This window comes from Verrucomicrobiia bacterium (genome assembly GCA_035946615.1).
GTDB lineage: Bacteria > Verrucomicrobiota > Verrucomicrobiia > Limisphaerales > UBA8199 > DASYZB01.
In genome coordinates this window covers 26416-50390 of record DASYZB010000065.1, presented here as the reverse complement: position 1 = coordinate 50390, position 23975 = coordinate 26416, and the positions used below count along the sequence as shown (strand labels likewise).

23 protein-coding genes are annotated in these 23975 nt (G+C 58.4%); 13 read left to right on the top strand and 10 right to left on the bottom strand.

Annotated features, from left to right (window positions below):
• From VG146_10260 to VG146_10250, 3 genes are all read left to right on the top strand, one after another.
• Positions 1 to 476, top strand: a 476-nt coding sequence (locus VG146_10260) for a PEP-CTERM sorting domain-containing protein (protein HEV2392731.1), incomplete at its 5' end; no start/stop codon positions are given.
• A 265-nt stretch (positions 477 to 741) separates the two neighbouring features.
• On the top strand, positions 742 to 2544 hold the full coding sequence (locus VG146_10255; protein ID HEV2392730.1) for a hypothetical protein: 1803 nt from the start codon (positions 742 to 744) through the stop codon (positions 2542 to 2544).
• 210 nt (positions 2545 to 2754) lie between these two features.
• On the top strand, positions 2755 to 3357 hold the full coding sequence (locus VG146_10250; protein HEV2392729.1) for a hypothetical protein: 603 nt from the start codon (positions 2755 to 2757) through the stop codon (positions 3355 to 3357).
• A gap of 137 nt (positions 3358 to 3494) precedes the next feature.
• On the opposite strand, the gene VG146_10245 is transcribed toward VG146_10250, so the two are convergent.
• The 3 genes from VG146_10245 to VG146_10235 form a co-directional block, all read right to left on the bottom strand.
• A complete protein-coding gene (locus VG146_10245; GenBank protein HEV2392728.1) occupies positions 3495 to 4418 on the bottom strand; it encodes a hypothetical protein in 924 nt (307 codons plus the stop codon).
• A 252-nt stretch (positions 4419 to 4670) separates the two neighbouring features.
• Positions 4671 to 5612 (bottom strand): hypothetical protein, encoded by a 942-nt coding sequence (locus tag VG146_10240; GenBank protein HEV2392727.1) that lies wholly within the window; start codon positions 5610 to 5612, stop codon positions 4671 to 4673.
• 250 nt (positions 5613 to 5862) lie between these two features.
• Complete coding sequence (locus VG146_10235; protein HEV2392726.1) at positions 5863 to 7824, bottom strand: tetratricopeptide repeat protein; 1962 nt, start codon at positions 7822 to 7824, stop codon at positions 5863 to 5865.
• Positions 7825 to 7943: 119 nt separating this feature from the next.
• Between VG146_10235 and VG146_10230 the strand changes: the two genes are divergently transcribed.
• Positions 7944 to 8351: a hypothetical protein gene (locus VG146_10230; GenBank protein HEV2392725.1), complete on the top strand. Its 408-nt coding sequence runs from the start codon at positions 7944 to 7946 to the stop codon at positions 8349 to 8351.
• A gap of 5 nt (positions 8352 to 8356) precedes the next feature.
• Here VG146_10230 and VG146_10225 read toward each other — a convergent pair whose 3' ends face one another.
• Positions 8357 to 9022, bottom strand: coding sequence for a HEAT repeat domain-containing protein (locus VG146_10225; protein HEV2392724.1), 666 nt, complete (start codon positions 9020 to 9022; stop codon positions 8357 to 8359).
• 113 nt (positions 9023 to 9135) lie between these two features.
• Here VG146_10225 and thiD point away from each other — a divergent pair, with 113 nt between their 5' ends.
• From thiD to queG, 3 genes are read left to right on the top strand one after another with little or no spacing between them, the layout of a single operon-like run.
• Positions 9136 to 9930: a bifunctional hydroxymethylpyrimidine kinase/phosphomethylpyrimidine kinase gene (gene thiD / locus VG146_10220; protein HEV2392723.1), complete on the top strand. Its 795-nt coding sequence runs from the start codon at positions 9136 to 9138 to the stop codon at positions 9928 to 9930.
• Between the two features lie 53 nt (positions 9931 to 9983).
• Positions 9984 to 10523 carry a shikimate kinase gene (locus tag VG146_10215; protein HEV2392722.1) on the top strand — a complete coding sequence of 180 codons (540 nt, stop codon included), beginning with the start codon at positions 9984 to 9986 and terminating at the stop codon, positions 10521 to 10523.
• On the top strand, positions 10520 to 11602 hold the full coding sequence (gene queG, locus VG146_10210) for a tRNA epoxyqueuosine(34) reductase QueG (protein HEV2392721.1): 1083 nt from the start codon (positions 10520 to 10522) through the stop codon (positions 11600 to 11602). Before VG146_10215 ends, queG begins: the two co-directional genes overlap by 4 nt.
• 121 nt (positions 11603 to 11723) lie before the next feature.
• Here queG and VG146_10205 read toward each other — a convergent pair whose 3' ends face one another.
• Both VG146_10205 and VG146_10200 read right to left on the bottom strand, forming a co-directional pair.
• Positions 11724 to 12941 carry a hypothetical protein gene (locus tag VG146_10205; protein ID HEV2392720.1) on the bottom strand — a complete coding sequence of 406 codons (1218 nt, stop codon included), beginning with the start codon at positions 12939 to 12941 and terminating at the stop codon, positions 11724 to 11726.
• A gap of 27 nt (positions 12942 to 12968) precedes the next feature.
• Positions 12969 to 14471: a transcription antitermination factor NusB gene (locus VG146_10200; protein ID HEV2392719.1), complete on the bottom strand. Its 1503-nt coding sequence runs from the start codon at positions 14469 to 14471 to the stop codon at positions 12969 to 12971.
• Between the two features lie 50 nt (positions 14472 to 14521).
• Here VG146_10200 and VG146_10195 point away from each other — a divergent pair, with 50 nt between their 5' ends.
• Entirely contained in the window at positions 14522 to 16345 is a 1824-nt protein-coding gene (locus VG146_10195) for a GreA/GreB family elongation factor (GenBank protein HEV2392718.1), read from the top strand.
• Here VG146_10195 and VG146_10190 read toward each other — a convergent pair.
• Positions 16342 to 16788 (bottom strand): host attachment protein, encoded by a 447-nt coding sequence (locus VG146_10190; GenBank protein ID HEV2392717.1) that lies wholly within the window; start codon positions 16786 to 16788, stop codon positions 16342 to 16344. The two genes, VG146_10195 and VG146_10190, sit on opposite strands and share 4 nt — an antisense overlap.
• A gap of 166 nt (positions 16789 to 16954) precedes the next feature.
• Between VG146_10190 and grpE the strand changes: the two genes are divergently transcribed.
• The 3 genes from grpE to VG146_10175 all read left to right on the top strand — a co-directional run bounded on the left by grpE (position 16955) and on the right by VG146_10175 (position 19458).
• The gene (gene grpE / locus VG146_10185) at positions 16955 to 17812 is read left to right on the top strand and encodes a nucleotide exchange factor GrpE (protein ID HEV2392716.1); all 858 of its coding nucleotides are present in this window, start codon (positions 16955 to 16957) and stop codon (positions 17810 to 17812) included.
• A 105-nt stretch (positions 17813 to 17917) separates the two neighbouring features.
• Entirely contained in the window at positions 17918 to 18865 is a 948-nt protein-coding gene (locus VG146_10180) for an SDR family NAD(P)-dependent oxidoreductase (GenBank protein ID HEV2392715.1), read from the top strand.
• A gap of 5 nt (positions 18866 to 18870) precedes the next feature.
• A complete protein-coding gene (locus VG146_10175; protein ID HEV2392714.1) occupies positions 18871 to 19458 on the top strand; it encodes a hypothetical protein in 588 nt (195 codons plus the stop codon).
• 8 nt (positions 19459 to 19466) lie between these two features.
• Here the strand turns inward: VG146_10175 and VG146_10170 are convergent, their stop codons facing one another.
• Complete coding sequence (locus VG146_10170; GenBank protein HEV2392713.1) at positions 19467 to 20189, bottom strand: tetratricopeptide repeat protein; 723 nt, start codon at positions 20187 to 20189, stop codon at positions 19467 to 19469.
• Positions 20190 to 20372: 183 nt separating this feature from the next.
• Here VG146_10170 and VG146_10165 point away from each other — a divergent pair, with 183 nt between their 5' ends.
• Together VG146_10165 and VG146_10160 are read left to right on the top strand one after the other, a co-directional pair.
• Entirely contained in the window at positions 20373 to 21479 is a 1107-nt protein-coding gene (locus VG146_10165; protein HEV2392712.1) for a M20 family metallopeptidase, read from the top strand.
• Positions 21480 to 21509: 30 nt separating this feature from the next.
• Positions 21510 to 22811: a lipid II flippase MurJ gene (locus tag VG146_10160; protein HEV2392711.1), complete on the top strand. Its 1302-nt coding sequence runs from the start codon at positions 21510 to 21512 to the stop codon at positions 22809 to 22811.
• A gap of 82 nt (positions 22812 to 22893) precedes the next feature.
• Here VG146_10160 and VG146_10155 read toward each other — a convergent pair whose 3' ends face one another.
• Together VG146_10155 and VG146_10150 are read right to left on the bottom strand one after the other, a co-directional pair.
• Complete coding sequence (locus tag VG146_10155) at positions 22894 to 23031, bottom strand: entericidin A/B family lipoprotein (GenBank protein HEV2392710.1); 138 nt, start codon at positions 23029 to 23031, stop codon at positions 22894 to 22896.
• A gap of 91 nt (positions 23032 to 23122) precedes the next feature.
• On the bottom strand, positions 23123 to 23935 hold the full coding sequence (locus VG146_10150; protein ID HEV2392709.1) for a hypothetical protein: 813 nt from the start codon (positions 23933 to 23935) through the stop codon (positions 23123 to 23125).
• Positions 23936 to 23975 lie beyond the last annotated feature (40 nt).

Below are 23975 nucleotides of genomic sequence, written 5' to 3'. Positions count from 1 at the left end.
GTGCTGCCTTACTTGGGGGCACTTGGACATTTACTGGCAGCTATGCTACAAATATACCAGCGGGTGGTCGCTTGAGCGGAGGCAGTACCGCCGCGACGACAACTGGTTGGGCACCAGGTGTCACCAACTCATTTGCAGTTGTTGGTTGGTCCTCAAACCTCGGCCATGATTGGAGCACCATTGCCGCAGAGCTCAACGGCTCGACCTTCAGTGGTGGTCAGTGGAATGGTGGAAATTGGACTGTCAAGAATGGCTCGGCCTTCTTTGGTCTCTCAAGCGTTGGCTTTGGTGAAGCTGGTGGCGGAGCGCAGGGACTACCTCCATTCCCGTTGTTTGGAACAGTACCGACAGCGGCAGGCACACCAATCACCTCACCCTTCTCACTGTATGTTATCGCAGCGGTGCCTGAACCGGGCACCTTCGCATTGGCTGGTCTCGGCGCTGCTGCGCTGCTGATCTTCCGCCGTCGCAAGTAAGAGAAGGCTCTTTAAATCACACACAAGCCGCTCGGAAACGGGCGGCTTCTTTTTTTGTACACGCGCCCTTTTGGAGTGCGGTGGCAAGCGAAGCGCGACACCGCTTTGCCTGGGAGTTTCCGCAAGGTTTAACCTTCGCAATTCGCAGTTGGCCCTGTCCGGCTAGCCCAAAGCGCCGTCGCCGCTGCGCTCTGCCGGCGCACTCCAAAACAAAGAAACAAACGTATTCTTGTGCTTTGCCATCTCATTGCGTCCTGCTAAAGTCATGATGTTGGAAGACCTGCGCGCAAATGATCGAAGGCATTTGGACGTTTTTGTCTGCATCCTCCTGCTCAGCGCGTTGCTGATTGCTCTCGCCGTGGCCGCCTTCTGGCCGGTGCTCCGCAACGGGTTCATCAACTATGATGACCCTGATTACGTCACCCAAACCCCCCAGGTTCTGGCCGGGCTCACCTGGCGGGGATTGGCTTGGGCCTTCACCACCGGTTGGGCTGGCAATTGGCACCCCTTAACCTGGGCCTCGCACATGCTGGATGTGACCCTCTTTGGCGTCAGCCCCGGTGCCCATCACGCGGTCAACTTGCTCCTCCACGTCACCAATACCTTGCTTCTGTTTTTTTTGCTTAAGCGATTGACCGGGTCGCTCTGGCGCAGCGCGCTCGTGGCGGGGCTTTTTGCGGTTCATCCCATGCACGTCCAAACGGTCGCCTGGGTTTCTGAGCGAAAGGACCTGCTTAGCGCGTTTTTCGGCTTTCTAACCATTTGGGCCTACGCGAACTACGCCGCAAAGGCGCCCCACGCTCGACGCTCGACGCTCGACGTTTTGCCGCCCTACCTCCTTTCCCTGGCCTTGTTCGCCCTTGGCTTGATGAGCAAGCCCATGCTGGTAACCCTGCCTTTCGTTCTCCTGCTGCTGGATTTTTGGCCCTTGCAGCGCCTCCAGCCCTCGCTCCGGTCCGTTTCGCCAAGGATTCTGATCGAGAAACTCCCATTTCTGGCGCTGAGCGCCATATCGAGCTTTGTCACGTTACGCGTACAACAGGCCGGCGGCGCGGTGGCTACGCTCAACGCGCTGCCGCTATCGGCGCGCCTGGCCAATGCCCTGGTTTCATATTGCCGTTATCTTGGGAAGCTATTCTGGCCAGCAGACCTGACAGTGTTTTATCCGCAGCCGGCGAATTGGGCTTTGTGGCAAGTCGCTGCGGCGGCTGCACTATTGCTGGCGATCAGCATTGCCGTCCTGTTTGGGACACGGCGTTTTCCATTCTTGGCAACCGGCTGGTTTTGGTTTTTGGGCATGCTAATACCCGTAATCGGCATCGTTCAAGTCGGCGCCCAATCGATGGCAGACCGATACAGCTATTTGCCGTTCGTCGGTTTGTTCATCGCTCTCACCTGGCTGACTGCAGAAATGGCCTCCCAGCATGCCATTCCAAGGAAGCTCACCTTTGCTCTGGGGTTCATGTTGCTGGCGGCCTGTGCCATGGCGAGTAATGTGCAGACTCGCTACTGGAAGGACACACTGACCTTGTTTCAGCATGCCCTGTCGGTCACGCCTGACAATTCCGTTGCTCGCTTCAGCCTCGGCAAAGCCCTTGCCGAACAGGGAAAACTCAATGAAGCATCTTATGAATTACAAAGAGCTCTCCAGATCGATCCGGGTTTTGCGAAGGCCCAGGGCCAGTTGGCTTCTGTCCTCGCTGACGAAGGTAGATGCGCAGAGGCGATCCACCACTATGAATTGGCGCTTCAAAGCGACCCGAATGTTCCCGAGGCCCTCAACAACCTGGCGTGGTTGCGCGCAACCTCCCCTGATCCCAAGCTGCAGAACGGGACTGAAGCCGTTCGATTGGCCCAACGCGCTTGCCAGCTAACCGATTACCAAAGAACGGTTTTTATCGGGACATTGGCTGCAGCGTACGCCGAAGCGGGGCAGTTCGATGCGGCGGTTGCCACTGCCCAAATGGCCTGCGACCACGCCCAGCTTTGGCATGAATCCGAATTGGCGCAGAAGAACAAGGACCTTCTTGAACTCTACCGCGCAGGAAAGCCGTACCGGACCCAGTGACCATAGGATTGCTGGTGACCTGTTTTGGAGTTCGGTGGCAAGCGAAGCGCGACACCGCTTTGCCTGGTAGCGCCCAACGAGGTTTACCCCTGCGATTTGGCCTTGGGACTGTCCGCCTTCCCAAAGCGCCGTCGTCGCTGCGCTCTGCCGGCGCACTCCAAAGGCAAAAGCGGCCGCTGCGCTCTGCCGGCGCTCACTCAAAAAATGCTGGTGAATTTGCGCCGAATGCCCATCTTTTGGCGAATGCAGGAGCCGAAAATACCCTGGCCGCGCGCACCCACTCACCAGCTTTCTCAAGGCGGGACTTATTTTGTTACCGCAGGAACCTATTTGAAATCTCATCACTTCCGTGGCGCCGAGCGGCTGCGCGTGCTGCATCGTGGTCTGCTTGTTGTAGCGTCAGAATTTAAATGGCGCCTGGAGGCTTGGGCGGTGTTCTCGAACCATTATCATTTCGTCGCGCATTCACCGCCAAAAGAACCTGATGCAGCCAACCTTCGGCGGATGCTCGGTAAACTGCACGAGAAAACCGCGAAGTGGCTTAATCGTCTGGATGGCACGCCGGGTCGGAAGGTTTGGCACAATTTTCGGGAAACACGACTGACTTACGAGAAATCGTATTTGGCGCGGCTGAACTATGTCCATAGGAATCCCGTAAAGCACGGATTGGCGCCCCTCGCAAGCCTGTATCCGTGGTGTTCGGCCAGATGGTTCGAGCGTACAGCCACTCCAGCCCAGGTAAGGACAATCTATCGTTTTAAGACAGACCGGCTGCAAATCCCTGACGAGTACGATGTCGTGAACGAATGGTGACGTGTTTTGGAGTGCGGTGGCAAGCGAAGCGCGACACCGCTTTGGGGCTGTGACTTTCACGGGGATTGAATCCTGCCGCCTTTCCAAAGCGCCGTCGCCGCTGCGCTCCAAAGACAAAGCTCTTACGCGAGGGAATCTTATTGCGGGGCCGGGGGCAGCCCTCTGCCGAAGTTGAAGGGTGAAGGCGGCATCACCTGCGGACCCGCACCCGGGTTCGGAGTTCCGCTGCCGGGAGCGCCGGGCATCGGGACCGTGTTCACGTTAGGTGTAAGCCGGGTTGGAGGGAATAAGGCTGCAGAGGGATCGCCTTTCATTTTGGCATTTTGATACTGCGCTGCGATAAGGACATCCTGCTCCTCCGGACTCAAGTTTGATTCAGGAAATTGCGCGGATGCCGCGCTTTGCGCCGTACCGAAACCAGGAAGAGCCACGCCATTGGCCATTCCATTAACCATTCCATTAGCCATTCCCGGGTTCATTCCAGGGCTTCCAGGCGTGGTGGTATTGGAGCGCATAGCACGCGTGGGCATCGTGAAGCCGGGGGCGCCGCCGCTCGGGTTAAAGCCGCGGCCTGGAATGGACATCGGCGGGGGCACGATACCGGTTGGCGTGGGAATCCCGGCTGGCGGTGTTGTAGTGGGCAACTTTTGGCCGTCTTTATCCAGCGTCAGCGTTTCAACCGTTCCGCCATTGTTCACCTTAACGCTGCCGGCTTTATCATCAATATCCAGAACCTCGATGTCTCCCTGGCGTTGGCCGATATTGAGGATGTAATACTCCTCCGTACCGGGTTTTTGGCCGGGTTTGACCGGCGCCGGGGGCGTTTTCATGAGCGCGCGTTTGCCGCCAAATACGCTTCCGGCAAGAATGCCCGTGAGAATGATTTTCGGCGGGGGCGGTTTGGTGGCCTCGGGGTCAGGCGGCGGGGGCGGGGGCTTGAGCCCGAACGCGTTGCGCTCGACAATCCCCTGGTAAGGGGCAGTGTCAGTAATGGCGTTTGCCGCCGTGCAAAGAGCAAGGCTGCCGACCATGCATACCCACACCTTTCCACCATTCTTCATGCTTTTATTATACTTTTGTCAAAATAAAACACCACATCAAAATGGAAGTTTTCTGAAAGCCGCAAAAGAATACAAAGAGCACAAAGAACGGTGGAAACCAGAGGGTCTGGCTATCTTACTTTTACGATGGCCTTTCAGAATCGTCCTCCGGGCGCCGGGAACGTCCCCCTCGGAGGCCGAGTGGGAGCAAGTGCAGGAGTAAGAGTAAGAGTGAGAGTAAGGGCTGGGGACGAAGCCCAAGCGCGCGTGGCCTCAGAACCCAGAAGCGAAAGACGGGTACATGGACAAATCGGCCCAATCGAGTTGGTATCTCGATGGGTTAAGCCTGGCGGATTTGCAGAGCGCGTCCATGTCCTTTTGCATCTCGGGGCTTGGGCCCGTTGTGGTTCGACCCCGGAAAAAAACCAGCTCTCCAGGCAGCGGTAGCATGTCGGGTGAGCCAGAGTCGCCCCCCTTCCAGGTGATGGTCGAGAAGCCGGGGATGGTAGTGCTGATGCAGCCGCCCTGTTCGGTGCGAAAAATCAACCAAGGAGCATTGGGGCGGTAGGGGCACTTGATACAGGCCATGTCAGTCGAAACGACGCGCATAGGGGCAATCGAGTCGGGCAGGTCTTTGTTAAAGAGCATGATGGTGTAATCGCGGCCCTGAGTGATGCGGGTCACACTCTCAACTATCCTGCGCTCGATGAGGGTGTCGTCCGCTTCGAGAAACCAGACCTTCTTCCCGGCATAAACCTTCCTGAACCCTTCAGGGCCCATCCCATGGCCTCGGGTGTACCCATGCCGTTTTGTCAATGCGGTGATAGGCACTTGCCCTGGGCCTCCCTCGCCCTCCCAACAAGGACTGATAGCCGTCAAACCCGCCATGCCCCAGGCGATGCAATGGGTGTTCCACCTCACGACGGGCGGCATGGCCGGCCAGCCCGCCGGGCGCAAGCGGACGGACCACAAACCGATGCTCGCGCCGTTGGTGTGGGCCATGAAATTCGTCCAAGTCTCGCAACTGAGTGTCCCTGGAATGAAGTGATCGAAAACCGGATTCGTCGTGAACCGGAGTTGGTGTGCCGGGTTTGTAACGGCTTGGCTGAATAACTTGTAAACCGCAGGCGCATTAGTGGCCCAGCCGGCAAACCTTGTCGAAACAGGCTGAGGGTTGGACGAAATCTCCTGCGCGGAAACCGGGATCTGAGCCATCAGTAAGGTGGCAAGGGCAAACAAAGCAAAGTTCTTCACCAAAGCCAGTATAGTGGGGAATAATTCCCGCAACAATCTCTTTGGAGTGCGCCGGCAGAGCGCAGCGGCGACGGCGCTTTGAGAAGGCAGCAGACTCAGTTGCGTGAAAGTTGCAGACCAAAAGCGGTGTCGCGCTGCGCTTGCCACCCCACTCCAAAAGTATCAGAGGACTGGCGCAGTCCAAGACGCTTGGCGAGGAGCGCTGCCAGTTCTACTCCGTGTAAGGCTTTCCGGCATGGTAAAGTTCCAGCAGGTGTTCATTGCGCTCGACAATCGCTTTCTCTCCGAGTTTGGCCGCGAGGGTCTTTGCTCTTTCAGCCGTCATGATTGCTTCCTTGAAGCGGTTGGCCCGCGCGTAGGCGGCAGCCAAAGTGCCGATGAACAGCGGTTCATGGAACTTAGTGAGGGTGCAGGCCTTCTCCGCAAGGCGCACGGCCTCCGCGCCGTTGTCGGGGGATTTTTCAGGACTGGTGGCAAGAACCCAGGCAAGATCATTCAAGGCGGCCGGCCAGTCGGGGTCCTCTCTCAGAGCGGTTCTGTACTCGGCGACGGCTTCGGCGCGTTTTCCTTGGGCCAGAAGCGCGCTGCCGAGCAAAGAACGAGTGCGCACCAGGCGGGCGTTAATGCCTAATGCGAGCCTATACTGGGCAACCGCATCTCCGCTTTTGCCCTGCATGGCCAGGGCAAACCCGAGGTTGCTTTGCGCCTCGGCATATCCGGGCTTGAGCCTGACGGCTTCCGCGAATTGCTGCTTTGCCTCTGCAAATTTGCCCTCCTCGATGAGCGCAGAACCGAGATTCACCCTGGCGACGGGATTCTCAGGGGTAATATCAATCGTGTGGCGGAAAAGGGTTTCGCTGTCCTTCCACAAGCGCGTTTGGGCATTGGTCAGAATCCCGCAAAGGACGAGGATTGCCGCAGAACCCGAGGCAAAGCTGATTTGGCGAATTCGAGAAGCCCGTGCAATGTCGGCCAAGCCCCAGGCCACCACAATGAACAAGCCAATCGATGGGAGATAACTGTATCGGTCCGCTTGGGCCTGCAGGCCCGTTTGGACCAGCCCGCTCACAGGCGCCAGCATGCCCACGAACCAGAGCCATCCAACCGCCAGGTATGGCCGGGTGCGCCACAAAAGCACCGCACTCAGCGAGATTAGCGTCAGCCCCGCGCCTGCCAAAGCTACCGCGCCTAGTGGCTCCTGGTCAGGCAATGGATAATAGACAGCCAGGCGAACCGGCCAAAATGTCTTCATCAGGTAAATACCGTAAGAAACCAATGCGTGCTCGAAGCGCGAACCCAGCGAGAGAAGCGTGACCGGCACCACAGCGCCTTGGCGCTTCTGCGCGCAAAAGGTGATTACGCCAGAGATTGCGGCCAGCGTGAGGAATGGAAGTTTTTCAAGAACCAGCCGGCTAAAGGCGACCGGGCAGGAACTCTTGGATGAGACCTCGTTCGCGAGTGATAATTCTTCGTGCACAATTGGCAACCGGGTTCGTTGAAGAGGCCAGAAGTCCAGCAGAAGGAGCAAGAATGGCAACGTCACGAGCATCGCTTTGCTCATCAGGCCGAGGGCGAACAGGACGAGAGAGAGGAGAAAGGGCAGTAAAGCATGCAGCGTGGAGCGTGGAGCGTCGGAGGTGCGTCTCGCGTAACTGGCATAAAACCAGATGGAGAGGAGCCCGAAGAATGCGCTCAACACGTCCTTGCGCTCGGAAATCCAGGCGACCGATTCGACGTGCAATGGATGCAGAGCAAACAACGCGGCCACAAACGCGCTGCGCCAGAGGGTGGCCGTCAGACGCAGCATGAGGAAGAACAAAATCAGGCTGTTGGCCAGGTGAAAAAGGAGGCTGGTCAGGTGGTGAGCGCGGGCGTTCAGGCCAAAGAACTGGCAATCCACCATATGCGAGAGCCACGTGATGGGATGCCAATTGCCGGCATGAAAGGTTTGAAAGGCCCAAACCGTGTTGTCCCACGTTAGTCCCGACAGCACCCGCTCATTGCGCACGACGTAGTCCGGGTCGTCGTAATTAATAAACCCGTTGCCTGCGACCGGCCCAAATGCGGCTAGCACCAGGCCCGCCAGTATTGCGCAACAGACGATTGCCCAGCGAGTATTGCCGTTCCGGGACATCAGGACTGGGATGCTGACCAATTCGGCTCTCGCCGGCAAGCTGCCGTGTTGTAATTGACAGTCGAGGAATGGGAAACTACACTCCTTTCTAATAAGCGAGCCTGCTCGATGGGGTGGACTAAGCTGAAATGGATTGCTAAACCGAAATGGCTATTTTTATGAAACGAAAACTCCCTTTGGGACTTGCCTCAATGCTCTTTGGCTGCGGTGTCCTGGTAGGTTTGCTGCTCAACACCAGTACCGATGCGCAAGCGCCTGCCCAAACCACGATGACAACCCTGCTGTGGGCGCAGCAGGCCAGTGTCACAATTTCCTATTTGAATCAATTGCGAGCAGGCAAAACCGCCGAAGCGATGTCACTCATGGAGAATCACCTCGACGCCGACGTTGCCAAGTTAGGCGCTGCTCTCGCCGCCCAACCGGCTGCGGAGGGAAATCCCCAGCTTTTAAAGATCATTCAGGAGTTTCGTGCTTACCGGCAAAAATACCCGCACGAAAGCCATTCAAGCTCGATCGACGATGGCATTGCCAAGGCCTATAAGGCCCTGGATTCGGGGTCGAAATAATCAAATCAATTGGCCAGGATGTGCGGCCCGGTTATCTGGTGCATACTGTAGGCCGCTGCGGCTCGCACGTTCGCGTCCGGATCGTTGAGCAATTTGGCCAGCGTGGGCAGCGAGGCCTCAGCTTGTGTCCCTATCTCGGCGAGCGCATAGACAGACGCCCGCCGCACATCCGGGTCCTGACCCTTTAGCGCCTCCGTCAAGACCGGCACGGATTTCTTGCCAATCCTTCCCAGCGCCGCCGAGGCGTCCCACCGGAGTTGGTGATCATTGCCGCAGAGCGCTTTACCGAGGGCAGCGACCGCCGCGCCAGCAGCGGGGCCCAGGATGCCCAACGACCGCGCCCCTGCCCCGCGCATTGCCGCTGCCTGAGGCGCCTTGACATGCGCCATGGACCGAAATGGGTGCGGTATTTTTGGCTGCAAATCCCACATCTCTTTTTCAATCACCGGGTCTTTCGCATCCAGCATCTGGACCAACTCGGGGACAACATTTGATCCGAGCGCCTTCAATTCGAGAGCTGCCCTTCCATCACCGCTGTAGGCAAGTAATGCCCATTCGGTTACGGTCTTGCCCTGGTAAGTTGGGCGGCTGGAATGGGGGACAGACGCCAAAAGGCCACCCAGGATTATGGTTCCCAGGAGACCTAGACCGATATACAGGGGCCTTTTCACGGCTATTCTTTAGTCCTGTCCATCATCCGCTTGTGGAGGAGGGAATTCAAGGGAGAGTTCAGGCTTTTGGTTTGCCTTTCCTCCGTCATCGTTCATGGTAGCCTGAACTCCTGATGCCCTCTTCCCGAAATATGCGCGCAGCCCTGACCATCGCCGGGTCCGATAGCGGCGGCGGCGCCGGAATCCAGGCGGATTTGAAAACGTTTGCCGCCCTGGGCGTGCATGGAACTTGCGCCATTACCTGCCTCACCGCCCAATCGCCTCGTGGCATCCTGGGCATCCAGCCTTGCAGCACGGTCATCCTTCAGCAACAACTCAAGGCAGTCATCAATGACTTGCACCCGGCCGCTGCCAAAACCGGAATGCTCTACTCAGCCGCCATTGTTCGAATAATAGCCGAATTTCTGGCGCGGCATCCCATCCCGCTGGTGGTCGATCCGGTTATGATTTCGACCAGCGGCAGACCCTTGATCAGGCCCAGCGCGGTCCGCGCCCTTTGCGACGAGTTGCTGCCCTTGGCGGCGTTGGTCACGCCCAACCTGCACGAAGCGGAAGTCCTCGTGGGAGAACGGCTGCGTTCGCCTGAAGACCTGCGCACCGCGGCCAGGCAACTGCATTCCCGCTTTGGCTGCGCGGTTCTTGTCAAAGGCGGCCATTTGCGTCGAGGCCGGGACGCCATGGACATCTTTTACGACGGTCGCCAGGAACTGCTTCTCAGCGCCCCGTTGGTGCGGGGTGTGCTCACGCACGGCACCGGGTGCACCTACTCGGCAGCGGTGACGGCCTATTTGGCACGTGGCCTGGGGATGGTGCAAGCCGTTACCAAGGCCAAAGGGTTTATTACTAAAGCTATCGCGAAAAGCAGGAGAGTGGCAGGGCATTGGGTGCTCCATTGGGAGGGCTTCTGAAAGACCAGGCAAAATCCACGTGCTAATCGCGCCAAAATCCGCTAATCCAGAGTGTGAACAGCACCCGGCCAATCCACAATCTCGCGTTGATTGGCTTCATGGGGACCGGCAAATCTTCTGTGGGCCGGCTGGTTGCCTCTCACTTGCATTTCACATACCTTGACACCGATCAGGTCATTGAGGCCTGGGCCGGCAAGTCTGTGGCCAATATTTTCCAACAAGATGGTGAACCTGCCTTTCGCGACTGGGAGCGGCGCATCGTCCAGGACGTGGCAAAGCGCACCAAAACGGTCATCTCGACCGGAGGCGGTCTGCCGGCAACCCCGAGCAATCTGACGAGCCTCAAGAGTCATTCGCTGGTCGTCTGTTTGTGGGCCTCAGCCGAAGCCATCTTCGAGCGCGTCCGCGACCACGATCACCGGCCCCTGTTGCATGGAGCGGACCCGCTTGAAAAAATTCGCAGCCTGCTGGCCGAGCGTGAGCCATATTATCGTCAGGCCGATGTGCTCGTGAATACCGAGTTGCGCACCGTGCGGGAAGTGGCGACACAGGTCATACACCAGTTTCACATGGCGCAGGCGGCCTATCGATGAAAAGCGGTCTTCGGCAGCGCGCACGGGAGTTGGGGTTCGATGATTGCCGGGTCACCACGGCGCACCCGCCCGAGTCTGCGGCCAGATTGCAAAGCTGGTTATCCCAAGAGCGCCATGGCGAGATGCTTTACCTCGAACGCAATGCCGCAAAGCGGTTCGATCCGCAAAAAGTCCTGCCCGGAGCCAGGAGCATCATCACTTTGGCAGCCTCTTACGCTTCGCCCGCGATGGTAAGCAACGGGAGTCCATCCCACGGTTCTCCCAGTAAGGGAGCAGGCTCAGGGATAAGTGCGCACCTGCCTGCGGGCGTGGTGGCGCGCTACGCGCGTTATGCCGATTACCACCAGGTGCTGCGCAAACCGCTTCGGGCCCTCACTGAATTCCTCAATGACCTCGGTGGACCGCGCACGCGCTCGTTATGGTATGTGGATACCGGCCCGGTGTTGGAACGGGACTACGCCCAGCGCGCCGGCCTGGGTTTTATCGGCAAGCACACCAACCTCATCAGCCGCCGGCTTGGGAACTGGATTTTTCTCGCTGAAATCCTCACCACGCTTGAACTCGAACCGGACGCGCCCGAGAGAAACCACTGCGGCTCCTGCACGCGTTGCATGAGCGCCTGCCCTACTGCGGCCATAACAGCCCCATTCCGATTGGATGCCCGCCGCTGCATCTCCTATCTGACAATCGAATTGAAGGGGCCAATCCCCATCGAGTTGCGCCCGGCGATCGGCAACCGGATTTATGGTTGCGACGATTGTCTCGCCGCTTGTCCCTGGAACCGATTTGCGCATCAAGGCCATTTGATGCGCGCGTCTGCGCAAGTCGGTCTCGAGCGGCCGAACCTGTTGGAGTTGCTGGCGCTGGATGAGGCCGGTTTCAAAAAACGTTTTGGCGCCACTCCCATCGCTCGCGCGCGCCGGCGCGGTTTGCAGAGAAATGTTTGTGTGGCGCTGGGCAATACGGGCGACGCGAGCGCCCTTCCCGCGTTGCAGCAGGCGGCGAATGACCAGGAGCCGCTTATCGCCGAACACGCCCACTGGGCAATAGAACAAATCCGCTCTCGCCCTGGTCCGTAGCAGCCGACGCCAGGAGGCTCTGATCCTTCTTCTGTTGGTCAACACGCTGGCTCGGCCCGGTGAAACTCAGGGCTGAAATCAGAGCCTCCTGGCGTCGGCTGCTACGATTTCAAAACACCCACTAAGGTCTTGTGCCGCGTTTTAATCCGATGTTCTGCTCGTAAGTGCCCATCTTTACAGAATCCGTTTTCTGTTTTCCCTTTAGTTCGAGCTTGAGCAGGCTAATGCGGTTGCGCGCATTTTCGGCTGGGGCCAGGTTCGGTCCGCGTTCGACGATGCGTTCGAGGCTCGAGCGGATGGTGTCATAATCGGCTCCGCAACGGATTTGCAGGTCCGCCAGCAAATTGAGCCAGCGCGTCACGAGTTTGGCGGGTTGATTGGGTTGCTGGATCATCTGCTCCAACTGGTCCGTTGCCAAATCCAGGCGATGGTAATGGTCGGCGTAAAGAATGGCCAGTTTCTCCCGCGCCTCGCTGTCCAACGGGTGTTCCTCGAGGTGTTGGACATAATCGAGCGCCGCCTGGCTCGGGTCCTTCTCGATTGGCTGAAGTGATTTCAGGTTCTTTGCCAGGCCCACGTTCTGAATCCCTTCTGCCAGCGCATATTTCTTCTCTTCGTTGCGTTCCCGCAGCATTTCCGGGCTGGTCAGGTGGGCGATTCTTTGCGCGGCGGTGAGAGCAAATTCTGAATCCGGCAGCAGCGTGAGGATTTGTTCGAGGGCGCGCTGAGCGGCCTCCCGATCCTGAGCCACCTGGAGCTGCCAATCGGCCAGGGAAAGCAGGGCGAAAGTAATGTTAGCCGGGGCATGACCTGGCTGCGAGCAAAGGCGCTGAATCGTTAGCTCAGCCCCGGGGAGGTCTTTCAAATCCTCCGCTTGAATCTGGGCCAGGAGCATGTGGCCCTCGAAATCAGTCGGGAACTTTTCGAGTTGCTTGCGAACCTCGGCGATTGCCTCGAGGTATTTGCCCGACTTCTGCCGTGCCTGGGCAGTCGAATAGGCCGGGCGCGGCTCGGGCGGCACGTTGCCCCCGTCGTAGAGGTGGGACAGCGGATTGGCGACAATCTCGGCGATGCTTCTGCGCCAGATAATGGCCAATGCCAACCCGCAGATTGCGGCCATGGGAATGCCACCAAAAGCGCCTGAATAACCTCCCCGGGCGACCAAGGGCGCCACCACCCAAATCATATAAGCCACAATCGGAATGGTAATGACCCATTTAAAAACCATCCGCGCCGGGTCATCGGCGGTTTTGATGGAAACAAACACCAGCCAGCCCAGCAGCCCAGCAAACAGCACCAGGGTAAGCACTGTGTGAATGATGCCGGCTGTCGCGGTCATGACATCAGTTTGACAGCGCGGGCGGCCCTATGGCACGGAAAAAGAGCCGGCAACCGGCCCAACTATTCTTGCCACATACGCCCCGTCCACACGGTCCCTGACGGGCCAGAGCGCACGGGCTAAGTTCATTTGAAAACCGCGGTTCTCGGCTAAAAACTCCGCGACCACCTCCTCATTTTCCTCCGGTTCGAGGCTGCACGTGCTATAAATCAGGGTCCCCCCGGGCTTCAGAAGCGGCGCTGCCTGGCGCAATAACCCAATCTGCGCCCGCTTTAGCCGTGTGATTTCCTCTGGCCGGATTCGCCAGCGCAGGTCCACACGCCGGCGCATCACGCCGGTATTTGAGCACGGAGCATCCACCAGGACCCGGTCGAATTGCGGACTTGGGCCTAAGCCCTTGCGTGAAAGGCCTGCTGCCGCCAAACCCAGTTGCCCTTCACCAGGCAACGAGATCTGGCTTTGGGGCGGGCAATCGTCCGGATTCAGGTCCATCGGGCCCTGAGGACCGTCCAGGTACAGGTTGCTCTTGCGATGCTGCGGATAGGGCAAGCCCGGTTTAGTAAACGCGCCCTTCGGCGTGGTTTGAGGCCCCGAGCAGACTGTCTCGACCTGCTTGACGCCAAGCCGCGCACAATTCTCCTCGATTAAGCCGATGCGCTCCCGTGAAATATCATGAGCGACAAGGCGGCCTTCATTACGCATCTGTTGCGCGATGTGCGTCAACTTGCCTCCCGGGGCTGCGCACATGTCCAGCACCGCTTCGCCTGGGCGAGGCTGCAACACATCCACAGCCAGCAACGTGCTGGGGTCCTGGATATAAAAGAATCCCTGTTGAAAACTGGGCAGCCGCGCCAGGGGCGGGTGGGATTTTAACTCGAAGACCAGGTTCTCTTCGAGCCAATCGGCGCGCACGAAATCGTACTCGACCCCTTCTTCCCGCCATTGGGCCACCAGCTTGCCGGCGTCAGCTTTCAGAGTGTTAACGCGGGCGAATGTCTTGGGCGGTGTATTATTCCAGGTCATCAATTGTCCCGTTTGTTCGGCGCCCCATCGTTGTTGCCAACGCTTTACCAGCCATTCCGGATGGGAATAGCCCAGATGCGGCTGAGTGACTTTGAGGTCTGCCAGCAGTTGCCTGGTTGGCTCAAACTCGCGCAGGTACCCCCGAAGCACCGCGTTGATAAACCCGGCTTGGGGACCGAATCCGGCGCGTTTGGCCATCTCGACGGTTTCATGTACAGCCGCATGGTTGGGAATGCTCTCAAGCCAAAAGACCTGGTAGAGCCCCAACTGGAGGAGGTCCTGAAGGGCAGGCTTTTGGGTGCGGGCGCCCGTTTTACGGGCTATCAGCCAATCGAGCGTCGCCTGCCAGCGGACCACGCCATAAACCAGTTCCTGGCAGAGCCTGCGGTCTGGCCCAGTCAGTCCCGCCTTCGCCAGCGCCCTATCCAGTAGGGCCTCGATGAACTCTGCCCCACCCCGGCGCCCCAGGACCCGAGCCGCAATTTCTCTTGGTTTTTCCCCGCTCACAATCTTTAATAGACATTCTGCTCGGGGGACGCGAGCGCTAAGAACCTTTTATGAAAGAAGAATTCGAGAAAATGGCGACAGCAGGCAAGCTGGATCGCCACCATATCGAAGCGTTGGTGCAACTGACCAATAGCGGCTTTTGCATGCACCGGAGCTGGGGGTTTGGCAGGATCAAGACCGTCGATACTGTTTTTGCTCGATTCACCATCGACTTTCCCAACAAGGCAGGCCACACTATGGACCTGGCCTTCGCCGCCGAATCCCTCAAGCCCATTTCCAAGGACCACATCCTGGCCCGCAAGGCCGCCGATTTGGAGGGACTGCGCCAGATGGCCGCCACCAACCATCTGGAATTGGTCAAGCTCGTCCTCAACAGCTACGGTGGCAAAGCCACCGCCGACCAAATCCAGCAGGTGCTGGTGCCGGATATTATTCGCGATGACTGGAAGAAATGGTGGGAGGCTGCCAAAAGGGAATTGAAAAAGGACGGACACTTTCAAGTGCCGGTTAAAAAGAGCGACCCGATTATTTATCAGGTAAAGGAAGTCTCATTACAGGAACGATTGGTGCAGGAATTCCGCGACGCCAAAGGGCTCAAGGCCCGTATTGCCGTGGCTGGCGAGGTACTGAAGAACGCCGAGGATTTGTCGGATAAGAAAGTTGTTGCTACCGAGGTTATCTCGGCCTTCAATAACGAAATCCCCAGCTACCAGCGCACCCAGCCGGCGGTTGCCCTCGAGGCCATTTTCTTGCGGGATGATATTCGCGCCAACGCCGCCGTGGACCCCACCCCGGGCGAGCTGGATGCAACGGCCATCTGGTCACAGGACATGAAGCTGGGCGCCTTGATGGAGCAATTGCCTGCCGCCAAACATCGGCGGTCGCTCGATTCCTTCAAAGCTGCCAATCCCGAGCATTGGCCCCAGGTGCTGGAGAACACGCTCAATTCGGTTTCGGCCAAACTCTGCCGTGAATTTGCCGGCTTGCTCATCCATGAAGGCAAGATGGACCAGCTCAAGGAGACCCTGGCCCGGCTCATAAGCCAGCACACCGCCAGCAGCGAACTGCTGCTCTGGCTGGCCAAAGACCGCAACGATTCCTTCGCCGATATCCTGGGGCCGGAGGTCTTCCGCGCCATGCTGACGGCCATGGAACGAGACCAGTTCAACGAGCGGCGCTCGAACCGCTTGCGCGATTTTATCCTCGACGACCAGGAACTACTCGTCGAACTCATCGGGTCGGCTGACCTGGAAATCATCAAGGACCTCACTCGGGCCTTGCAGCTCTCTCCGTCGTTTGATGACATGGATAAACGTTCGCTCCTGGCGCGTATCGTCAAGAGCTACCCGGCCATCCAGTCGCTCATTTCCGGCGAGCAAACCAAGCAGGAATCACACTTGGTCGTCTCCTGGGAGAGCCTCGAACGGCGCAAAAACGAGTATCACGAACTGGTCGAGAAGAAGATTCCCGCCAATTCCAAGGAAATCGCCATTGCCCGCAGCTACGGGGACCTGCGTGAGAACCACGAATACAAAGCCGCCAAGGAGATGCAAAAGCTCCTGATGAAGCAAAAGGCCGAGCTCGAGACACAGCTTGTTCGAGCGCGCGGGACGGATTTTGCCAACCCGCGCACGGATGTGGCAAGCATCGGGACGATCGTCCGCGCTACCGATCTGGAGGCCAATCAGCCTGAACTCTTCACCATTCTGGGCGCGTGGGATTCAGACCCGGATAAAGGGGTCGTGAGCTATCTATCCCCCATGGCCCAAGCGCTGCTCAATCACAAGATCGGCGATGAGGTCGAGTTCGAGGTTCACGGAGTCCAGCATCATCACCGGATCGACTCGATCGAGGTCTATAAGCCAACCGTCTAGAAATGGCTTAGGATGTCGGTTCGCTCCAATTTCGTCAGGTCCGCAGGCACATTTTTGGCTATTTTTGCGCGCACCGCAGGGTCAAGCTCGTCGATGAGCTGATGATTGATTTCCCTGCTGGCGGCCAGGAAACAGCGCTCAATTTCCTGCCCGCGGGCCAGGGTGTTGAGACGCTGGGCCAGTTGGCGAACCAGTCGTCTGCGCGATTCCAGCTCAATGTTGTGCCGTTCGCCATCCGACATCGCGCAGCCGGCGCTGGTCCCCGTCCGGCGCGGGAAACGCCCGGCCAAATCAGTGACCCGGTCCACTAAACGCCCATGGGCGGCCTTGTTATCGAATTCCTCGAGGAATTCCAGGCGCGGCGCGCGGTTGAGTTGATTATTTTCGAGTTTAAAGGCTTTGAACCCTCCCAAGTCAGCTACAACAAGCAATGTGTTCTTCATATTAGCGTTGAGAACCAAGCCGGCCAGCGGGCTTTCCCGCCCGTGCCGGCCTCAAGAGTACACTAGCACATGGTTTGCCAACCTGCGATTCTTGGCGCTCCAGGCGCTCTGTGCCATCCGCTTCTAAGCTTGAACCCCAGGAGGCTTTACACTTAATCTTGACTCGATGCATGATCCGACGCCACTCAAGGCGGCCAAATGGCCATTTTTTGCAGGCGACCTTTTGTTGCTTGGCACGGCTTATTGGATTTCAACTTCGAGCAAGACGCCGGTGGAGACCACCTCGGTGGCCCTGGCAACCCTTTGTGTTGCTTTTGGGGCAGCACTTGCTGTTGTGCCCTTTATCCTTGAATACCGGGCGCTGGCCAAGATGGTGGAGGCCGGCGCGCTGACGACCGTAATCGAACAGATTCAAAAGCTCGAAACGGTGGCCTCCCAAATCAGCAGCGCAACGGGGAGTTGGCAGAATGTGCAGGACGCTGCTGACAAAACGACCCTCGACGCCAAGGCCATTGCGGAACGAATCGGAGCGGAGGCGAAGGCATTCAAGGAATTCATGCAACGTATCAACGACAGCGAGCGAGCTACCTTGCGGCTGGAGGTTGAAAAGCTGCGTCGCGCGGAAGGGGATTGGCTCCAGGTGCTGGTTCGGATGCTCGATCACGTGTATGCCTTGCACAACGGCGCCCTGCGGTCCGGCCAGCCCAACCTCATCGAGCAACTCGGCCAATTCCAGAATGCCTGCCGCGAGGCCGCCCGGCGCGTGGGCCTCACGCCTTTTCTGGCCGTTGCTTCCGAACCATTCGACGCCCAGCGCCATCAGCTTGTGGATGGCAACGGCGCCCCTGAGCCCGGGGCGCTGGTTGCTGAAACCGTCGCCACCGGCTACACGTTTCAAGGACGGCTCCTGCGCCAGGCCATCGTCCGGCTCACAAACGGCGGCGTTGCTTCCACGCAACCCGCCAACAGTCCCGTGAACGAACCCAACGAACAAGATCAGTTGCCTCTGAGCGGCCAAAACTGATCTTGCAACTGGGGCGCCCCCTGGGTTTATCACCGGAGCGTCCAGCCACTGATCCGCAGGCTTGACTTGGGTGCCCGGTTCTGGGGTCATGCTGCCGATCAATTGATGAATTTCCTCGTTACCGGCGGCGCTGGGTTTATCGGCTCGCATGTCTGCGAGCGCCTGCTGCTCGATGGCCACTCGGTTTGGGCGTTGGACAACCTGGACCCCTTTTACGATCCACAACTCAAAAGCCGCAACATCCGGCAAATCCAGGCGCTTGCCAAACCGTTCGAGTTTGTCCTGGGGGATGTGACGGACCGGGCAACACTCGATGAGCTTTTCAGCAGCGTTCGCTTCGATCAAATCATTCATTTGGCGGCGCGCGCGGGAGTACGCCCAAGCCTGGAGGCCCCCGCGGCTTATCAGCGCGTCAATGTCGAGGGCACAACCCATTTGCTCGAAGCGGCCCGCTCGCATGGCGTCAAAAAGCTTGTCCTTGCTTCGTCATCCTCCGTTTACGGGGTGAACGCAAAGGTCCCTTTCGCCGAGAGCGACCCGATTTTTCATCCCATTTCCCCTTATGCGGCCAGCAAGCTGGCCTGTGAGGCCCTAGGGCATGTGTATCATCATGTATATGGGCTGGACGTAGTGATGTTGCGCTTTTTTACGGTGTATGGCCCGCGGCAGCGCCCCGACCTGGCTATTCACAAATTCGCCCGCCTCATGCGCGAGGGCAGACCTATCCCAGTTTTTGGAGACGGCTCGACTGCCCGGGATTATACCTTCATCAGCGATATCCTGGACGGGCTGATGGCTTGCACAAGGCAGGAATTCGGTTATGAGGTATTGAACCTAGGCGAATCGCAAACCGTGAAGCTCAATCGACTCATTGAATTACTGGAAGAGGCGCTGGGCACCAGGGCCATTTTGGAGCGGCAGCCGCTTCAGCCTGGGGACGTGCCACTAACCTGCGCCGATATTTCCAAAGCCCGCAAAAGACTTGAATATACTCCCCGTATTGGTATCGAGCAGGGCATTCCGAGGTTCATTGAATGGTTCAAACAGACCTGACTCCTATGCAGCACAACGCGCCATACATCCGGCCTTCTTTCGAGCAGGCCTTGCACGCATGGAAGGACCTGCTCCACCAGCGCGGCTTGGCCGCCGAGCCGCTCTGGATTTTCGAGGAAAACCTTTGTTATGAAAAGGACCCAACAAGTCCCACAGGTTTTCGCCTCGGTTTTCAAACCCGCTTCACACCCCCTCCGCTCAATGCGGAGCGAATCGCCTATGACCATTTTACCGATTTCGGCGCGCGCCTTGTGTTTTACCGGGTCGGCTCGTTCCAGGGCAAATCAGTGTGCCTGATGTTGTGCGATGAATGGTTTGAAAATAAAGGCGAGTCAGAAGGCTTCGTGCGCCGGGACGAGTGGCTGGCCTCATTCCGTCCGGGCAAGCCCGAGGACCAGGTCGAGGAGGTTACCGACCGGCAGCGCTGGGAAAAGCGCCTGGTTCGCGACCGGCCACTGCACGACCTGGATTTCTGCATGACTCTGCGGGCGATTCACGAAACCCTGGCCCATGGGCGCGTCCTCACCGCCTACGAGCGTTACGCGCTGCGGGTGTTGCATCTCTGGGGGCGCTTCCTGCGGCATCCCCACTAGCAAATGTTCTAAAGCTGCTGGGCAATCACAACACCCATTTGGCCCGCGGAAGAAAGAGCACCTGCGGCAGTGGGGTCATATCCGTAGCGCTCCTGCACATCCGCCGGCAAATTCTTGAACTTTAGTTTCGCCACTCCCACCGCTCCCTTTTGCGGCACATAGGAAACCGTAATGCCGTCGGGCTCAATCTTCTGAACCCTCGCGCAGGTGTAGGTTCTTCCATCCCGCGTCCTGACCCGGGGCAGGAAATTGCATTTTGCTGCCCTGGCAATCCTCAAATTCTTCTGGGCCCCAGGGAACTCCTGGCGAGCAGCGCGACTGAACCAGTCGATGGCTTCATCCAGATTGCGGGTAGTCCCACGGCCCTGGGCGCACATGATGCCCAGTTGGTTCTGGGCGAGTGCCACGCCCTGTTGGGCGGCTTTGCGCAGCCATTTGATTGCCTCAGAATCTTTGCGGGGAACAATATCGCCTTGAAAGTAAAGCAACCCGAGAGCCGTTTGGGCCCCGGGTTGGCCATGTTCAGCGGCCTGGCGGAACCATTTGATCGCTTCAGGATAGCTGCGCGAAGCGCCCTCACCTTTAAGGTAAGATTGGCCCAGCCGGTATTGGGCCTCCCGGTCTCCCTGGAGGGCGCGGGTTTGGTCATACACCCGCTCCAACCGCCAATACGAGCAATAAACCACCGATAATCCAACCGCCACCGGAATCAGTATCGAGCCGATCTTCATAAAGCCAGGTCATTCACTAACTTCATCTGCTCCTATTTGTAAGGCTTGCCCCACTTTTCCACAATCGGCATGACTACCAAATCTCGTCCCGGCAATTTGCCTGGGGGCCTTCCGTACTTGCCCTCGTGCAGTGGCCTGACGTAGCCTGAGCTTCCTTTGCGGCAGGATAGCCTTACAAAATTGTTGAGCGAATTGGTAGCGTTAGCAAGCGTTAACCCGGCCTTTCTGCCCCCCACTCACCCGCGCGCGGGTGAACAAGCCATTGCCAAATTCATTGCCGACCGAGGGGCCGCTCTTGGTTTGGAAGTCGATTGGCTGCCGGTCTCGCCTGGGCGGGCCAATGTTCTGCTGCGCCTAAAACCTCGAAGCAAATCGCGCCAAAAAGTTTTACTGGCGCCTCACCTCGATACCGTCAACGGCGCCGACGAGCAATTCACTCCCCGCATTCGCCAAGGCCGGCTTTACGGCCGCGGGGCATGCGATACAAAGGGGTCTGTGGCCGCTATGCTGGGGGCGCTATTCGGCCTGGCACAGGTCGGCCCTCGACCGCAGGCGACCGAGATCGTTTTCTCAGGCTTGATGGACGAGGAGAATGCCCAGCGCGGCTCGCGAGCTTTGGTCCGAAGCCGGTTCAAAGCGGACCTGGCGATCGTTGGCGAGCCCACTGGCCTCAAAGCAGTTACTGCGCACAAGGGCAGCCTCTGGCTGCGCATCGAAACCAGCGGGCGCTCCGCCCACGGCTCACGGCCCGAGTTGGGGCGCAATGCCGTCCACGCCATGGCGCGCATTGTCGATTTGTTGGAAACGGAGTACGCCACACAATTGGCTCGGCGGCGACACCCTCTTTTGGGCCATGCTACCGTGAGTGTGGGCGTCATTTCCGGGGGCACACAGCCCAACATTGTTCCCGACCATTGCTGCATTTCTATCGATCGCCGCACATTGCCCGGTGAGACAGAACACGGCGTCCTGCGCGAACTGCGGGGGCTATTGCGCAAGCACGGCTTGGCGGCCACTTGCATCGGGGACAAAGCGGCGCCCTGCCCGCCTCTGGAAACAGATGCGCGCTCGGGCTTGGTGCCTGCCTTCTTGCGCAGCCTCGGCCAGCGGCGTCCGGCGGGGGTGTATTACTTTTGCGACGCGGCGGTGCTGGCTGAGGGCGGCATTCCGAGTGTCGTCTTTGGCCCGGGTGACATCGCCCAGGCCCACACCGCTGACGAATGGGTTTCGCTCGACCAGGTCGAGAAAGCCCGGCGAAAGTTGACCGCTTTTTTTCGCTCGCTGCCTTGAACTAAAAATCCCCACATACGTCCAAGTCCAATGGTTATTGAGAAAGTCCAAAGCCCCCTGCCGGCGCAAGAGATTCACCGGGCGTCGTTTTTCCGGCAAAGCGGCTGGCTGATGATAGCGAATATCGGCGGCGGTGTGTTGATGTATGCGGTGCATCTGCTGAATAAGGCCATCCCTCCCGGGGAATACGGCAGTTTCGGCGCTTTTCTTGCCATTGTGATGTTGTTGCCCACCATGCCGCTGCAAATGATACTGGCCCAGCAGACGGCCAAAGCCCTGGCAACGGGTCACCGGGGCGAACTCTCAGGTGTGATACGCCTCTTTTGGTGGGTGACCACCATGGTCTGGCTGGTTGGAGCGGGGGCAGTTTTCGTTTTTCAGCGCCAGATTCTCGCGAGCTGGCAGATGAATCAAGCCACCGGGCTTTGGATCACCATGCCGATTGTGTTGTTGTCTGTCTGGCTTCCCATGTTTTGGGGGGTGCTGCAAGGGAAGCAGAGTTTTCTGTGGCTGGGCTGGAGCATGATTATCAACTCGGCTGGGCGCCTGGGGATAGCTGCCGTGGCGGTTCTGGTCTTGCATATCTATGCGCCGGGGATGATGGGCGGAGTTCTGCTGGGCATTTTGGCCGCCACGGCCATAGGCGCCTGGCAAACGCGCGAGCTGTGGCTGGCAAAGCCCGCCCCATCCGATTGGCGCGGCTTGGGCGGCCAGGTCCTGCCCATGCTCTTGGCATTTTTTGGGTTCCAGATTCTCTTCACGGCAGACACCTTGCTGGTGAAGAGCTATTTTAATAAAGACACTGTCGATTTCTATGTCAGCGCCGGGACGATGTCGCGCGCGTTGATGTGGCTGGTCCTTCCGTTGGCTACGGTCATGTTCCCCCGCCTGGTGCATACCGCTGCGAAAGGGGAGAAAAGCAATCTGCTGGGGCTGGTATTCGTGGGCACAGGGGTCCTGGCTGCAGCGGGTGCATTGGGCCTGAGCCTGCTGGGGCCGTGGGTGGTGGGCCTGGTGTACAAGCACAGTTATGTGGCAGTGACCTCGTCGATCCTTCCCTGGTACGTTTCGGCCATGGTGCCCCTGGCGCTGGCAAATGTGTTGCTCAACGATTTGCTGGCGCGGCCCGCATCAAAACTGGGCCTGGCCCTGTGCGTGTTTGGCGTTGCTGTTGGTTACTTGGTCGCCCTTTCCCATTTCCATGCCAGCCTGGTAATGGTCCTACAGACCTTGGGCGTCTTCAACCTCATCCTCCTCGCCCTCTGCGCCTGGTTTTCCTGGTCCCACAAGACCGGCCAATCTCAGGCTCATGAGCCTGTAACCACGCTCTGAGACACAACAAACTCGCGGCCGAGCTACTGTCGTTCTCGTCCCTGTTCCCAGAGAAAAATCGCTCGAATACAGCGCGATTTTTTCAAGGGGGCGTGTTCTCCTGAATTTTTTGGCCGGCGCTTGAGATATCTTCACCGGCGCCGTGTACGGTGTGGCACGCGCTGACACCGATTATCAGCGCCGCCAAAGCCAATCCTGTAAGCAGAATTCGTTTGAGCATAATTCACTATTGGTTCTCAGTAATTTTTTACGTGGCCAAACTCCGGCATGACTGCCGCCAATGCCATGGGGTCTTTTACTGCGCGGCGGGGTTATTTAGGCGCGAGAGCAGGAGCGTTGGTTGAAGGTCCATTTGCTGGAGCCGTTTCTTTGAGGAAATTATCCAGAATCGCCAGATAGGCATCCATGGTCCGCCCCCCCTCGCTGCCTCCATCCTTTCGCATCGAGCGGAGTTGGTCAGCAGCCGACTTGGCTTCGGCGCGAAGGTTGTCCATGGACAATGAGCCATTGAGCAGGCCGCCGGCTAATTCGTTGAATTTTGCCTTCGCCTCAGGCCCGGCGTCGCTCAGGAACTGGGCCTCGATTTGGTGAAGGATATTCGAACTGGCTCCGAGTTGAGCCAGTGAGGAGGAAGCCGGCGACACGGAATTGGTTGCGCCAATTAAAGGCGAGTGGAGCTGTGCGAGGCGGTTCGTTGCAACAGGCAGAACTGCCGCGTTGGTCACGGTATTGGTCCCCAAAATGATATGCGCGACTTTGGCGCGCGGCAAGAGGAGCGTTCCGAGCACCTCGCTTTGAATCACCAGCGTCTCTTGGGATAAAGAGAGCACGCGTCCATAGTAGCTATCCCCATTTTGCATTTGCACCTGGTCGCCATGGACACAAACCGGAACCAGGACGAATGCAGCACAGAGAAGGGCCAGTGAAATGGCCGCACCAGGTCCGAAATGCCGTTGCAACGACGGCTTGGAAACGACGTTTGTCATCATCACAATCTTAGCTCCGCTTGTTCCAGGAGGCAAACGGTTCATCCGGTAATCGGTTAGTGACGGCGGGCGCTGCCGCCTAAAGGCGGCGTTCCGCGCGTCCGGAACGCCGGCTTCAGCCGGCAGCCCCGTAGTCACTGAGGCATTACTTCATCCGGCGATACGGCAGACTAACAGT